The sequence below is a fragment of the Clostridium sp. UBA5988 genome (assembly GCF_002435615.1).
Lineage (GTDB): Bacteria > Bacillota > Clostridia > Clostridiales > Clostridiaceae > Clostridium_J > Clostridium_J sulfidigenes.
Window position 1 is genome coordinate 18612 of record NZ_DJBA01000057.1, and the last position, 13349, is coordinate 31960.

The 13349-nt window shown below is 32.4% G+C and carries 14 protein-coding genes; all 14 read left to right on the top strand.

The genetic code is table 11. The features are described 5' to 3' along the window. Positions 1-169: 169 nt before the first annotated feature. The 14 genes from cdaA (at position 170) to B3J31_RS12585 (ending at position 13319) form a co-directional block, all read left to right on the top strand. Positions 170-1018: a diadenylate cyclase CdaA gene (gene cdaA / locus B3J31_RS12520; protein ID WP_150845901.1), complete on the top strand. Its 849-nt coding sequence runs from the start codon at positions 170-172 to the stop codon at positions 1016-1018. Further along, positions 988-2226 (top strand): CdaR family protein, encoded by a 1239-nt coding sequence (locus B3J31_RS12525; protein WP_150845902.1) that lies wholly within the window; start codon positions 988-990, stop codon positions 2224-2226. The genes cdaA and B3J31_RS12525 overlap by 31 nt, the downstream gene beginning before the upstream one ends. Further along, positions 2216-3817, top strand: a complete 1602-nt coding sequence (locus B3J31_RS12530; protein WP_346867647.1) for an NAD(P)/FAD-dependent oxidoreductase — start codon at positions 2216-2218, stop codon at positions 3815-3817. Before B3J31_RS12525 ends, B3J31_RS12530 begins: the two co-directional genes overlap by 11 nt. Positions 3818-4096: 279 nt before the next feature. After that, a complete protein-coding gene (buk, locus tag B3J31_RS12535) occupies positions 4097-5188 on the top strand; it encodes a butyrate kinase (RefSeq protein WP_346874027.1) in 1092 nt (363 codons plus the stop codon). Positions 5189-5206: 18 nt separating this feature from the next. Beyond that, positions 5207-6109: a phosphate butyryltransferase gene (gene ptb, locus B3J31_RS12540; protein WP_150845905.1), complete on the top strand. Its 903-nt coding sequence runs from the start codon at positions 5207-5209 to the stop codon at positions 6107-6109. A gap of 14 nt (positions 6110-6123) precedes the next feature. Then, on the top strand, positions 6124-7194 hold the full coding sequence (gene buk, locus B3J31_RS12545) for a butyrate kinase (RefSeq protein WP_346867645.1): 1071 nt from the start codon (positions 6124-6126) through the stop codon (positions 7192-7194). Between the two features lie 9 nt (positions 7195-7203). After that, on the top strand, positions 7204-7881 hold the full coding sequence (locus B3J31_RS12550) for an ATP-binding protein (protein WP_150845907.1): 678 nt from the start codon (positions 7204-7206) through the stop codon (positions 7879-7881). Between the two features lie 193 nt (positions 7882-8074). After that, complete coding sequence (locus B3J31_RS12555; RefSeq protein WP_035133400.1) at positions 8075-8284, top strand: 4Fe-4S binding protein; 210 nt, start codon at positions 8075-8077, stop codon at positions 8282-8284. A 16-nt stretch (positions 8285-8300) separates the two neighbouring features. Then, positions 8301-9371, top strand: coding sequence for a 3-methyl-2-oxobutanoate dehydrogenase subunit VorB (locus B3J31_RS12560; protein WP_346874028.1), 1071 nt, complete (start codon positions 8301-8303; stop codon positions 9369-9371). Continuing rightward, positions 9371-10123 carry a thiamine pyrophosphate-dependent enzyme gene (locus B3J31_RS12565; protein ID WP_346874029.1) on the top strand — a complete coding sequence of 251 codons (753 nt, stop codon included), beginning with the start codon at positions 9371-9373 and terminating at the stop codon, positions 10121-10123. The genes B3J31_RS12560 and B3J31_RS12565 overlap by 1 nt, the downstream gene beginning before the upstream one ends. 1 nt (position 10124) lies before the next feature. Next, positions 10125-10658: a 2-oxoacid:acceptor oxidoreductase family protein gene (locus B3J31_RS12570; RefSeq protein ID WP_346874030.1), complete on the top strand. Its 534-nt coding sequence runs from the start codon at positions 10125-10127 to the stop codon at positions 10656-10658. Between the two features lie 232 nt (positions 10659-10890). Next, positions 10891-11685: a polymer-forming cytoskeletal protein gene (locus B3J31_RS12575; RefSeq protein ID WP_346874031.1), complete on the top strand. Its 795-nt coding sequence runs from the start codon at positions 10891-10893 to the stop codon at positions 11683-11685. 79 nt (positions 11686-11764) lie between these two features. Then, a complete protein-coding gene (locus tag B3J31_RS12580) occupies positions 11765-12388 on the top strand; it encodes a DUF4004 family protein (protein ID WP_346874032.1) in 624 nt (207 codons plus the stop codon). A 34-nt stretch (positions 12389-12422) separates the two neighbouring features. Next, positions 12423-13319 carry a hypothetical protein gene (locus B3J31_RS12585; protein ID WP_346874033.1) on the top strand — a complete coding sequence of 299 codons (897 nt, stop codon included), beginning with the start codon at positions 12423-12425 and terminating at the stop codon, positions 13317-13319. The last annotated feature ends 30 nt before the right edge of the window (positions 13320-13349 follow it).

Genomic DNA, 13349 nt, shown 5'->3' on the forward strand with positions numbered 1-13349 from the left:
ATTTGTAAAAAATATATTATAATTCTTTATATTAAAGTTAAAACTAAAATATTCGTGGTTATCAACATTTATTTAATTAAAATATTTTTGTTCTAAAAATTAAAATTTATATTACAAATAGAAGTATTGGTGTATAATTAAAATAGTATTATCGTTAGGTGGTGACTATATGGAAAGCTTTAATGCACTCATAAATATTTTTAAGGGAATGACTATATTTTCTCTAATTGACATTATTGTAGTTTCTTTTATATTTTATAAAGGTTATACATTAATAAAAGAGACAAGAGCAGAACAATTATTAAAAGGAATTATACTTATATTTTTATTAATACCAGTAAGTGATGTTTTAAACTTAACAACCCTAAATTGGATATTAGAGAATACTTTAACAATTAGTGTTATTTCTATTATAATTATATTTCAGCCTGAAATTAGAAAGGCTTTAGAACATATTGGAAGAACTTCTTTTGTAGATAAAATAATTTATGAAGATGAAGAAGTTATGAAGAGTGTGGTTAATGAAATAGTAGATGCTGTGGAAGTATTGGCTGAGGATAGAGTTGGAGCACTTATAATAATAGAACAAAAGACTGGTCTTGGAGATATTATAAACACGGGAACTAAAATAAATGGTGATGTATCTTCAGCACTTCTTCAAAATATTTTTGTTGTAAATACTCCACTACACGATGGTGCCACTATCATAAGGAATGATAAGGTTGTAGCATCAGGTTGCTTTTTACCCCTTACCAATGATGATAAGTTAAATAAACAGTTAGGCACAAGGCACAGGGCTGGAATAGGAGTTACAGAGGTAGCAGACTGTATAACTATTATAGTTTCAGAAGAAACGGGAGTAATTTCTTTAGCTATAAATGGAAGATTACTTAGAAATTACGATAAAGATAAGTTAAGAAATGTACTACTTAAAATAATGAAGAGTAGACAAAATAGAAAAGAATCATTTAAAGAGAGGGTAAAGCTATGGATAAGCAAAAAAGACAAGACATCATAATAAGAATTTGTTGTGTAATAGCAGCACTAGTATTGTGGATGTATATTCGTAGTAGCGAAGACCCTGTCACTACTAGTGTAATAAAATATGTGCCGGTAAAGATACTAAATGAAGATACTCTTGCAGATAGAGATTTAGTGCTAATACCAAATCAAGATTTTTATATAAATTTAACAGTAAAGGCTCCGGCATCTACAATTAAAGATTTAGATAAAAAAGAGTTCACTCTTGTAGCAGACCTTCAAGGGTATGCACTAACCCCGGGAGAAAATAAAGTTCAAGTTAAAGTGAAAGAAGCAATTCCTGGAGTTTCTGTTGTAAACTCTGATGGCCTTCTAATGAAAGTAGATGTGGATACTTTAGCAGACAAATATGTAAATGTAACATCTGGAATTGTAGGTGAAGTAGCGAAAGGATATTATAATGATGATTCTGTAATATCACCTAATTCTGTAAAAATTTCAGGACCGCAAAGATATTTAGATCAAGTGGTAGGAGCAGTAGCCCAAGTAGATATAACTAATGCAAGCACTGATATAGATAAAAACTGTAAGGTTACTTTAGTAGATTCAGACGAAAGAGAAGTTACTGGACTATCTATATATCCAGAATATGTACAGGTGAAAATCCAGGTGAAAAAAGGAAAATATTTGGGGATAAATGTACAGACTACTGGAACAGCAGTACCAGGAGTAACTATAGTAAGTACGGAAGCCGCACCAAAGAGTATAGAGGTAGCTGGTGTGAGTGAAATAATAGATAACATAAAAAGCATTAATACAGAACCCATAAACATTAGTAATATAACTGAAAGCACCACGGTAGATGCAAATCTAATAATGCCGGAAGGTGTACACAGTGTAAATAATGAGAAAACTGTAAAAGTTAAAATTACAGTTAAGAAAATTAGTGAAAAGACTTTAAGTATACCAATAAGCTATACTAATTTGGGAGAAAAACTTACACTAGAAAACTCAACTCCAACATTAAAGTTAGTTATTACAGGAGAAGACAGTGAACTAAGTAAAATCAGTGAAGATAAACTTAAGGCTACAGTAGATTTGAAAAGTTTAACAGAAGGCTCCCATGAAGTTAAGATACAATTAGCAGGAGTACCAAATACAATACAAGTTAAGAGCCAAACACCTGAAAATATAACTATAACCATAAAAGCCAAAACAGAGGAGACAGGTAATAATGACGGTTAAGATAAATAATTTAGTTTTAGGAATAAATGAAGATAGTTTAGCCACCTTAAAATCAAAGGTGGCTAATAAACTTAGAATAAAAGAAAGTGATTTTAAATCCTTTAAAATTACTAAGGAATCTATAGATGCTAGAAAAAAATCAGAAATAAAAATAAATTATGCTGTAGAAATAGAATGTGATAATGAAGCTAAAGTAATAGCTAGAGTAAATAGTAATGATGTTAAATTAGGTGGAGATAATTATAAAGCTGATTTTGAAATTGGAACAAAGAAGCTAGAGAATAGACCTATAGTAGTAGGAATGGGACCAGCAGGGCTATTTGCAGGACTTCTTTTAGCTGAAAAGGGATATGACCCTCTTATAATTGAGAGAGGTGAAGATGTAGACAGTAGAACTAGAACTATAGATGGTTTTTGGAATAATAGGATACTTAATACAGAAAGTAATGTTCAATTTGGAGAAGGTGGAGCTGGTACTTTTTCAGATGGAAAGCTAACAACTAGAATTAAAGATCATAGATGTGGATATGTTCTAGAAAAACTTGTTTTAGCAGGTGCACCAGAAGAAATTACATATATGGGAAAGCCTCATATCGGAACGGATATATTAAAAAATGTAGTGAAAAATATAAGAGAAAAAATTAAGGAATATGGTGGAGAAGTAAGATTTTCATCTAAGCTTGAAGATATATCAATAAAAAACGGTAAAATTTCTGAGATAGTAGTAGAAGGTGAACATATACCTTGTGATAATCTTATACTTGCTACAGGTCATAGTGCTAGAGATACTTATGAAATGCTATTTTCAAAAGGGGTTTCTATATCACCAAAACCCTTTGCCGTCGGTTTTAGAGTTGAACATTTACAGCATATGATAGATGAAAATCAATATGGTAAATATGCAACTCATCCAAAACTAAGGGCTGCAGATTATAAACTAACCTATACTAGTAATAAACTATCTAGATCTGTATACAGTTTTTGTATGTGTCCAGGTGGTCAGGTAGTGGCTTCAGCATCAGAAGAAAATACTGTAGTAGTAAATGGTATGAGCAATTATAAGCGAGATGGGATAAATGCTAATTCTGCTTTAGTAGTATCAGTAGACCCTAGTGATTTTGAAGGAAATACCCCATTAGGTGGAATTGCTTTTCAAAGACGTTATGAAGCTTTAGCTTATGAAGTTGGAGGAAGAAATTATAACGCCCCTGTTCAGCTTGTAAAAGATTTTTTAAATGATAAAGTATCAAAGAATTTTGGAAGGGTGAAACCAACATATACTCCAGGAACTGAATTTGTAGATTTAAAAAGCTGTGCACCAAATTTTGTTGTAGATGCTATAAAAGAAGCATTACCTGTATTTGATAGGAAAATACCAGGATATGCAGGAGAAGATGCAATATTAACAGGTATGGAAACAAGGACTTCTGCCCCTGTAAAAATAAATAGAAATGAAAATTATGAAAGTGTTAATGTTAGAGGATTGTATCCAACGGGTGAAGGTGCAGGATATGCAGGTGGAATTGTATCAGCAGCAGTAGATGGACTTAGAGTGGCAGAACAGATTATCACAGAATATTCACCAAAATAAAACAAAGAGAAACTTGATATTTATATTATCCATTGATAATATAATATTTAAGAAGATTATTTTATCCATTCTTCTTTTCTTTAACGGGGATATGCGTTTGCAGCAAGAAGTGAAGATAGGATTTAGGATAAACAGATTTCTTAGAGCTTTTGCTCATTAGAGATTGTTATCCTTTAGGATAAATTTTGTTAAGATTTAGAAATATATAAATTTTATATACTTCTAAATCAAATGCAAAAATATAAAAGCTAATATAAATATTTATGTGGAGGTATAGTGATGAGGGAAGATAAGCAAGTATTAGTGATTAATCCAGGATCGACATCTACGAAAATAGCTGTATTTTTGGGGGAGGAATGTATAGCCTCAGCTAGTTTATCTCACAGTGCAGAGGAAGTGAAAAAATATTCTCATATATGTCAACAAAAGGACATGAGAACGGAAGTCATATATAATTGGCTTAATGAAAACGATTATTCACTTGAAAAGTTTCATGCTGTGGTAGGTAGAGGGGGACTTTTAAGACCTATGCCAGGAGGGACTTATAAGATAACTTACAAGATGTTAGACGACCTTATTGTTGGGTTTCAAGGACAGCATGCTTCAAATTTAGGTGGAGTTATTGCCTATGAAATTGCAGAGAAAGCAGGAATACCATCTTATATAGTAGATCCTGTTGCTGTTGATGAAGTTGACGAAGTAACAAGAATATCAGGCATGGAAGATATATCTAGGCGTTCTCTTGTGCATGCTTTAAACATTAAAGCTGTAGTAAGAAAAGTTTGTGCTGATAAAAACTTAGATTTTGAGAAAAGTAATTTCGTAGTAGCACATATAGGTGGAGGAATAACTGTATCACCAGTAAGAGGTGGCAGAATAATTGATTGCAACAATGCAAATGAAGATGGACCTTTTTCACCAGAAAGAACAGGAGGTCTTCCAGTAGGAGATTTAGTGAAGCTTGCCTTTAGCAATAAGTATACAATGCAAGAATTAAAAAACAAAATTACAAGAGAAGGTGGATTAGTAGCTTATCTTGGAACTAATGACGGAAGAGAAGTTGATAGACGTATCGATGAAGGCGATAAAAAAGCAGAATTGATATTAAGAGCTATGGCATATCAACTTAGTAAAGAAATAGGTGGAATGGCTACTGCACTATGTGGTAACATTGATGCTATAATTTTAACTGGTGGAATAGCTTATAATAAAAGAGTTACTAACTGGATTACTGAAGATGTAAAATTTATTGCACCTGTAGAAATTGTACCAGGTGAAAATGAAATGTTAGCCCTTGCAGAAGGAGCATTAAGAGTATTAAATGGTGAAGAAACACCAAAGATATATGATGATGAAGTAAAATTTGATTAACATTTGGGGGGAATCATAATGATTAAAACATTTGATGAGGTAATTTCTAAGGTTAAATCTCAATCAATGAAGAAAGTAGCAGTAGCAGTAGCACAAGATGAACCAGTACTTGAAGCTATAAGAGATGCTAAAAAAAATGGCATTGCTGATGCTATCTTAGTTGGAGATAAGGATGAAATAATAAAAATTGCTGAAACAATTGGAATGAACATAGATGAGTATGAAATTATAGATGAGAAAGATGTAAACAAGGCATCTATAGAAACTGTTAAACTTGTATCTTCAGGTAAAGCAGATATGATGATGAAGGGCTTAGTTGATACAGCTACTTTCTTAAGAGCAGTACTTAATAAAGAAGTAGGACTTAGAACAGGAAAACAGATGTCACACATTGCAATATTCGAAGTTCCTGGCTATGATAGATTATTATTTGTAACAGATGCAGCTTTTAATATGTATCCAGAACTTAAAGAAAAGATAGATATTATAAAAAATGCAGTTCAAGTAGCTCATGCTCTTGAAAATAGCATGCCAAAGGTAGCACCAATTTGTGCAGTTGAGGTTGTAAACCCTAGTATGCCAGCTACACTTGATGCTGCAAACCTTTCCAAAATGAATGAGAGAGGTCAAATTAAGGGTTGTATAATTGATGGACCATTGGCTCTTGACAATGCACTTTCAAAAGAAGCTGCAGCACATAAAAAAATATCAGGTCCAGTAGCGGGAGAGGCTGATATATTATTAATGGCAAATATAGAAGCAGGAAATGCTGTCTATAAATGCTTAACATATACTACAGAATCTAAGAATGGTGGATTATTAATGGGAGCAGCAGCACCAGTTATAGTAACATCAAGAGCAGATTCACCAGAGACAAAAATGAATTCTATTGCCCTTGCATCATTAGTAGCAGGAAGATAATAAGGAGGAAGAAAATGGGACATAAACAATTGATAATAAATCCAGGTTCAACATCAACAAAGATAGGTGTATATGATGATGAAAATCCTATATTAGTTGAAACTTTAAGACATTCAGCAGAAGAAATAGGTAAATACAAAGAAATATATGACCAATTAGAATTTAGAAAAGAAGTAATATTACAAGTACTAAAAGAAAAAGGCTTCGATATAAAAGAATTATCAGGAGTAGTAGGTAGAGGTGGACTTTTAAAACCTATCGAAGGTGGAACTTATAGTGTAAATGATGCTATGATTAAGGATTTAAAACAAGGAGTTTTAGGACAACATGCCTCTAATCTAGGTGGAATAATAGCTCATGAAATAGCTACAGAAATAAATGTACCATCCTTTATAGTAGATCCAGTTGTAGTTGATGAGTTAGAAGATGTGGCTAGAATATCTGGTATGCCAGAAATTGATAGAAAGAGTATATTCCATGCTTTAAATCAAAAGGCTGTAGCAAAGAGATATGCTAAAGAAACAAATACTTCTTACGAGGAGCTAAACCTTATAGTAGCTCATATGGGTGGAGGAATATCAGTAGGAGCTCATAAACAAGGAAGAGTTGTAGATGTAAACAATGCACTAGATGGAGAAGGTCCATTTTCACCTGAAAGAAGTGGAGGACTTCCAGTAGGAGATTTAGTTAAACTTTGTTTTAGTGGAAAATACACCATGGATGAAATAAAGAAAAAGATAAATGGTAAAGGTGGAATAGTAGGTTATTTACAAACTAATGATGCTAAACTTGTGGGAGACAGAGTAGCAGAAGGAGATAAGGAAGCTAAATTAATATTTGATGCTATGGCATATCAAGTAGCTAAAGAAATAGGAAGATGTGCTACAGTATTACAAGGAAAAGTTGATGCAATATTACTAACTGGTGGAATAGCATACGGAAAATATATAGTAGAATACATTAAAGAAAGAGTAGAATTTATATCACAAGTAGTTGTTTATCCAGGTGAAGATGAATTACTTGCCTTAGCAGAAGGTGGACTTAGAGTATTAACAGGTCAAGAAGCTGCTAAGGAATATAAATAGGGTGAAGCTATGAGTAGAATAAGGGTTTTTACAGGTCACTTTGGAAGTGGAAAGACAGAAATAGCAATAAATTATGCAATTAAGTTAGCTAAAGAAGGGAAAAAAGTAGCCCTTGTAGATTTAGATATAGTAAATCCATATTTTTGTATTAGAGATCTTACACAGGAACTTAAGGAAAAATATAATATAAAGGTTATATCTTCAAATCCTGAGTATGTTAATGCTGAACTTATGGTAGTACCAGCAGAAGTTAGAAGTGTATTTAATGATAAAAGTTATGAGGTGATTTTTGATATTGGGGGAGATGATTCAGGAGCAATAGCTCTTGGTCAATATAACAAACATTTTAAAGAAGAACCTTATGATATGTATTTTGTGATAAATGGTAATAGACCATTTACATCTAATGACAAAGATACTATAGAGTTTCTTAGAGATATAGAAAGAGCTTCAAGATTAAAAGTGACTCATCTAATATCTAATACAAACTTATCATATGAAACTACAAAGGAACATATAATTAAAGGGGATATGGAAATAGCAGAGATTTCTAAAGAGTTAGATATTCCTCATGCCTATACTGTGTGTTCAGAAGAGCTTGTAGATGAAGTGGAAGGTAAAGTTTCAGGAAAGATATTCCCGATTCACATATATATGTTGCCACCATGGAAAAAAGATTCAATTTAGCACTAATTATCAAGTGCTAAGTTGACATCTTGTACTAAAAAGTGATAGATTATATATATGTAAACGTATTTATTTTACTGTCCCTAGGGATATAGGATAATAAAATGTAAACGTATTACAGCTTAAATATAGGTCTTAAACAATATATAGTAAATAAAACATTCTAAACTTTCTATATAAGGAGGTAAGTATTATGGCAAAGGTAACTTTTAGGGAAGAAAGATGTAAGGGATGTGGACAATGTATAATTGCATGTCCAAAACAAATCATAACTTATTCTGAGGAACTAAATGTAAAAGGATATCATCCAGCTACAGTTACAGAAGAAAATATGCCTAAGTGCATTGGTTGTGCATCATGTGGAAAAATGTGTCCAGATCTTGTAATTACAGTGGAGAAATAATAGGGGGGAAAGATTCATGTCAGAAAAAGTTTTAATGAAGGGTAATGAAGCCATAGGTGAAGCAGCTATCCAAGCTGGTTGTCAATGTTTCTTCGGATACCCTATAACACCACAAACAGAAATATCAGCATATCTTTCAAGAAAAATGCCTAAAATAGGTAGAGTTTTCCTACAAGCTGAAAGTGAAATTGCTGCAATAAATATGGTATATGGAGCAGCAGGAACTGGAGTAAGATGTATGACATCTTCAAGTTCACCTGGAATAAGCTTAAAAGCAGAAGGAATATCTTATATAGCAGGTGCAGAACTTCCTTGTGTTATCATTAATATAGTTAGAGGTGGTCCAGGTCTTGGTGGAATTCAACCAGCTCAATCAGACTACTTCCAAGCAACTAAAGGTGGTTCTCATGGAGATTTCAATATGCCAGTATATGCACCATGTTCAATTCAAGAAATGGTAGATTTAGTACAAGATGCTTTCGATGTAGCTGATATGTACAGAACTCCAGTTATGGTTATGGGAGATGGAATGCTTGGACAAATGATGGAGCCCGTAGAGTTTAAAGAAAGAAGTGAAAAAAACCTTCCAGAAAAAACTTGGGCTGCTAATGGATTAAACGGAAGAGCTAATCATAATGTAATAAACTCCTTATACTTAAAACCTGAAGGTCTTGAAACTCATAACTTGAAATTACAAGCAAAATATAAAGCTATAAAAGAAAATGAAACTAAGTATGAATTATATAATTGTGAAAATGAAGTAGATTTAATAATGGTTGCATACGGAACAACTTCAAGAATATGCAAAACTGTTATAAAATTAGCTGAAAAAGAAGGAATAAAATTAGGTTTAATAAGACCAATAACATTATGGCCTTTCCCAGTAGAAGCTTTTGAAAAAACTGTGGACAAAACTAAGCATGGTTATGCATCAATAGAGCTTAGCTGTGGTCAAATGGTAGAAGATGTTAGACTTTCTGTTGAAGGAAGAAAACCAGTATTCTTCTTTGGAAGATCAGGTGGAATGGTTCCAAGCCCTAATGAAGTCCTTGAAAATGTTAAAAAATTCATAGGAGGTGCTAAATAATGGCAATAGTATTTCAACCAACAAAAGCATTATTAGACGTGCCTACCCATTACTGCCCAGGATGTACTCATGGAATAATCCACAGACTAGTAGGGGAAGTACTTGAAGAATTAAATGTTATAGATAAAACAATTGGTGTAGCTCCAGTTGGATGTTCAGTTTTGGCATATGACTACTTTGCATGTGATATGTTTGAAGCTGCACACGGAAGAGCACCAGCAGTAGCTACAGGAATAAAAAGATCTAATCCTGATAAAGTTGTATTCACATATCAAGGAGATGGAGACTTAGCAGCTATAGGAACAGCAGAAATTGTACATGCAGCTACAAGAGGAGAGAACATAGTTACAATCTTCGTAAATAACTGTATTTATGGTATGACAGGAGGACAAATGGCTCCAACAACATTACCAGGACAAGTTACAGAAACTTCTCCATATGGAAGAGATGTTAAGCTTCAAGGTCATCCAATAAGAGTTTCTGAAATGATATCTACATTAGATGGAGCTTGCTATGTAGAAAGAGTATCAGTAGATAATGTACCACATGTAAATAAAGCTAAAGCTGCTATTAAGAAAGCTTTCCAAAATGCCATTGATGGAAAAGGTTTCTCAATGGTTGAGGTTCTATCAATATGCCCAACTAACTGGGGATTATCAACTGAAGAGTCACTTGGATGGTTAAGAGATAACATGATGCCATTCTACACTCTAGGTGTTAAAAAAGATACAACAACTGAGGAGGGGAAATAATATGGCATCACAAGAAATAATATTTGCTGGATTTGGTGGACAAGGAATATTATCAATGGGTAAATTCTTAGCTTATGCTGGAATGGATGTTAATATGAATGTTTCATGGTTACCTTCTTATGGACCAGAAATGCGTGGAGGTACTGCAAACTGTTCTGTTATTGTTTCAGACGAAGCTGTTGGTTCTCCAATAGTAACTAACCCTACATCACTAGTTGTTATGAATAGACCTTCTCTTGATAAGTTTGAAAAAGAAATTTTACCAGGTGGACTATTAATATTAGATAGCGACTTAGTTGAAAGACCAGTTGAAAGAGACGATATTGAAGTTATAAAAATACCAGCTCAAACAGAAGCTGATAGCCTTGGAAGTAAGCAAATTGCAAACATGGTGCTTCTAGGAGCATTAGTTGCAAAAACACAAATAGTTTCTATGGAAACTTTACTTCAATCTCTAAAAGATCACGGAAAAGAAAAATTCTTTGAAATCAATAGAAAAGCTCTAGAAATTGGAGCATCATACGTAGTAAAATAAGTTTATTAGCTAAAAGTGGCTTTCGCAAAATGTATTTTGCGAAAGCCACTTTTTTATTTATGATAAAAGTTGTATAAAAATTGAAAAAACTATTTACAAGCGAAACAATGTTATGTTACTATAATATTATGATAAAAGATGGTTAAATATATGGCTATTTACTATATTAAAGAGCTATGTGTACTTAGTTGATGTAACATTATTACGTTGAAATAAAATGGAGGTATAAATTATGGTGAATAATGAACAGTTTGGAGATTTAAAAATATCAGGTTCAGGGAGTGCGGCAGGAGGAAGATATAGGATTGCATCTATCAGTGGAAGTGGAAAAATTGTTGGAGATGTAAACTGTGAAAAATTTAGTATTAGTGGTAGTGGAAAAGTTGAAGGTGCTGTTATAAGTAATGGTTTTAGTATTAGTGGATGTGGAAAGGTAACTGGAGACTTAAACTGCGTTACTGGTAGTATCAGCGGAAGTGGTTCTGTTCTTGGTTCTATTCATGCAAAGAAATTTAACATCAGTGGAAGTGGTAAAATAGGTGGTAATTTTAAAGGTGAAGAGCTCACTGTGGCAGGAGCAGGAAGAATTGAAGGAAGAATAAATGCAACTAATGTTAAGCTTTTAGGTTCAATTAGAGTAGGTCATGGTATTGAGGGAGAGATTATAAATATTAAAGGTGTACTAAAAACTCTAGGAATGGTAAATGGGGATGAAGTAAATATAGAGTTAAATGGTGGTTGTGAGGTTGAAGAAATTGGAGCAACTAAGGTAAGAGTTTTAAAGGAATACTCTACTATGAATGCTATAGGAAGATTTATTTGTAAATTATTTAGTAAGAACTTTGGATATTTAACTATTAGAACTATTGAAGCTGATGAAATTTATTTGGAAAACACCATAGCAGATGTGGTTCGTGGAGGAAAAATTACCATAGGAGAGGGGTGTAAGATTAAAAGAATAGAATACAGTGAGAGTCTTGAAAAACTAAATTCAGAATCTGTTATTGAAGAGGAAATGAAACTATAGATTTTATAATATTTAAATTACTAAAGATAAAAAGTTTAATTAAAGCTAAAAACTAAACTAAAAAAGAGGAGGAAATAAAGTGGAAGAAGAGTTAATTTCTAAAAAAGAAATATTAGATATGACGGGAATATCTTACGGACAACTGTATAGATGGAAGAGAAAAGAACTTATTCCAGAGGAGTGGTTTATAAAAAAATCAAGTTATACAGGTCAAGAAACATTTTTCCCTAGGGAAAAGATAATAAATAGAATAAATAAAATTATAGATCTTAAGGATGATATGCCTTTAGATGATTTAGCAGTTATGTTTACTAACAAACCTAAGGTAGACGATGTAAGTGAAGAGTATCTTATAGAAAAGGAAATTATAAGAGAAGAAACCCTTCCTATATATAAGGATATATTTAGAGAAAAGGAAGAATATAATTTTAAAGATGTGTTACTCATGGATATTCTTCAAAGGGAATTTGACTTAGGAAAATTAACCATTAGTGAAATAGAAATTATACTAAAGCTTATTAATAAGGAATATAAAAGTATAGAAGAAAAGGATGGAACATTATATATCATAAGAAGATTAGGAATCGGGATTTGTGTAGTAGCATACAGAGAAAAAATAATTGTGGATGATGGTAGCAAAATCATAGGGGAAATAAACATTAAAAATATTATAGAAAATCTTAAAATGAGATTAACGCTATAGTTAATAATTAATAGTATAAAAATGGGGTGTAAAAATGAATTACGACAATTGTAATGATTTAAAAATAAATGATGACTGGATATCAGAAGGTGGAAACTATAGAGATATAAAAATAAGCGGAGATGGAACTATAAAAGGGGATGTTAATTGTAGAACTATCAATGTTAGTGGAGATGCAGAATTAAAAGGAAATGTATACTGTGAAGACTTGTTTAAGGTAAGTGGAGATGTGGACATAAAAAGTAGCCTGCAATGTGGAATTTTTAGGGTTAGTGGTGATGCAGATATTCATGAAAACTTATCTGTAAAAGACGAATTAAAGGTAAGTGGAGATGTAAATGTAGATGGAAGAGTGGATTGTGGAACTCTTAAAATAAGTGGGGATATCGATGTAAAAAGTAATCTGAATTGCAGTGGTCTATTTCATTTAAGTGGAGATGCGGATATGGGAGGAAACTTGAAAGCAGATAAGATAGAAGCTTCAGGAGATATAGAATGTGGAGGTAAAATTACTGGGGGAGATATAGTCATATCTGGAGATGTAACTGTAAAGGATGGCATAGAAGGAGAAAAAATAACTATAAGTGGGGATATAAACAGTAATGGACTAATAAATGGTGATGAGATATACATTACCATGTCAGGAAATCATCATATTAAAGAAATAGGTGGAAGATTTGTAGCAGTAACAGAAAATATATCAAGGAATGGAATAATAGGTTCACTATTTTCAAATTCATTTAAAAATAAAGGAAGCCTTCAATGTGAATGTATAGAAGGAGATGACATACTACTTAAAAATTCTAAGGTAGATATAGTAAGAGGGAAAAATGTTACCATAGGAAAAGGTTCAATAATTAACAAAGTTGAATATTCAGGGGAACTTATCATAGAAGATAATGGAATAGTTAAAGAATCTATAAGGATATAAGTATTAACAGTAAATATACTTTACAATGAG

What these genes read in the sequence shown, in the direction of transcription:
- buk (WP_346867645.1), top strand. Translation starts at nt 6,124, where the DNA reads ATGGGACATAAACAATTGATAATAAATCCAGGTTCAACATCAACAAAG.
- B3J31_RS12575 (WP_346874031.1), top strand. Translation starts at nt 10,891, where the DNA reads ATGGTGAATAATGAACAGTTTGGAGATTTAAAAATATCAGGTTCAGGG.
- ptb (WP_150845905.1), top strand. Translation starts at nt 5,207, where the DNA reads ATGATTAAAACATTTGATGAGGTAATTTCTAAGGTTAAATCTCAATCA.
- B3J31_RS12530 (WP_346867647.1), top strand. Translation starts at nt 2,216, where the DNA reads ATGACGGTTAAGATAAATAATTTAGTTTTAGGAATAAATGAAGATAGT.
- B3J31_RS12570 (WP_346874030.1), top strand. Translation starts at nt 10,125, where the DNA reads ATGGCATCACAAGAAATAATATTTGCTGGATTTGGTGGACAAGGAATA.
- B3J31_RS12555 (WP_035133400.1), top strand. Translation starts at nt 8,075, where the DNA reads ATGGCAAAGGTAACTTTTAGGGAAGAAAGATGTAAGGGATGTGGACAA.
- cdaA (WP_150845901.1), top strand. Translation starts at nt 170, where the DNA reads ATGGAAAGCTTTAATGCACTCATAAATATTTTTAAGGGAATGACTATA.
- B3J31_RS12525 (WP_150845902.1), top strand. Translation starts at nt 988, where the DNA reads ATGGATAAGCAAAAAAGACAAGACATCATAATAAGAATTTGTTGTGTA.
- B3J31_RS12560 (WP_346874028.1), top strand. Translation starts at nt 8,301, where the DNA reads ATGTCAGAAAAAGTTTTAATGAAGGGTAATGAAGCCATAGGTGAAGCA.
- B3J31_RS12565 (WP_346874029.1), top strand. Translation starts at nt 9,371, where the DNA reads ATGGCAATAGTATTTCAACCAACAAAAGCATTATTAGACGTGCCTACC.
- B3J31_RS12585 (WP_346874033.1), top strand. Translation starts at nt 12,423, where the DNA reads ATGAATTACGACAATTGTAATGATTTAAAAATAAATGATGACTGGATA.
- B3J31_RS12550 (WP_150845907.1), top strand. Translation starts at nt 7,204, where the DNA reads ATGAGTAGAATAAGGGTTTTTACAGGTCACTTTGGAAGTGGAAAGACA.
- buk (WP_346874027.1), top strand. Translation starts at nt 4,097, where the DNA reads ATGAGGGAAGATAAGCAAGTATTAGTGATTAATCCAGGATCGACATCT.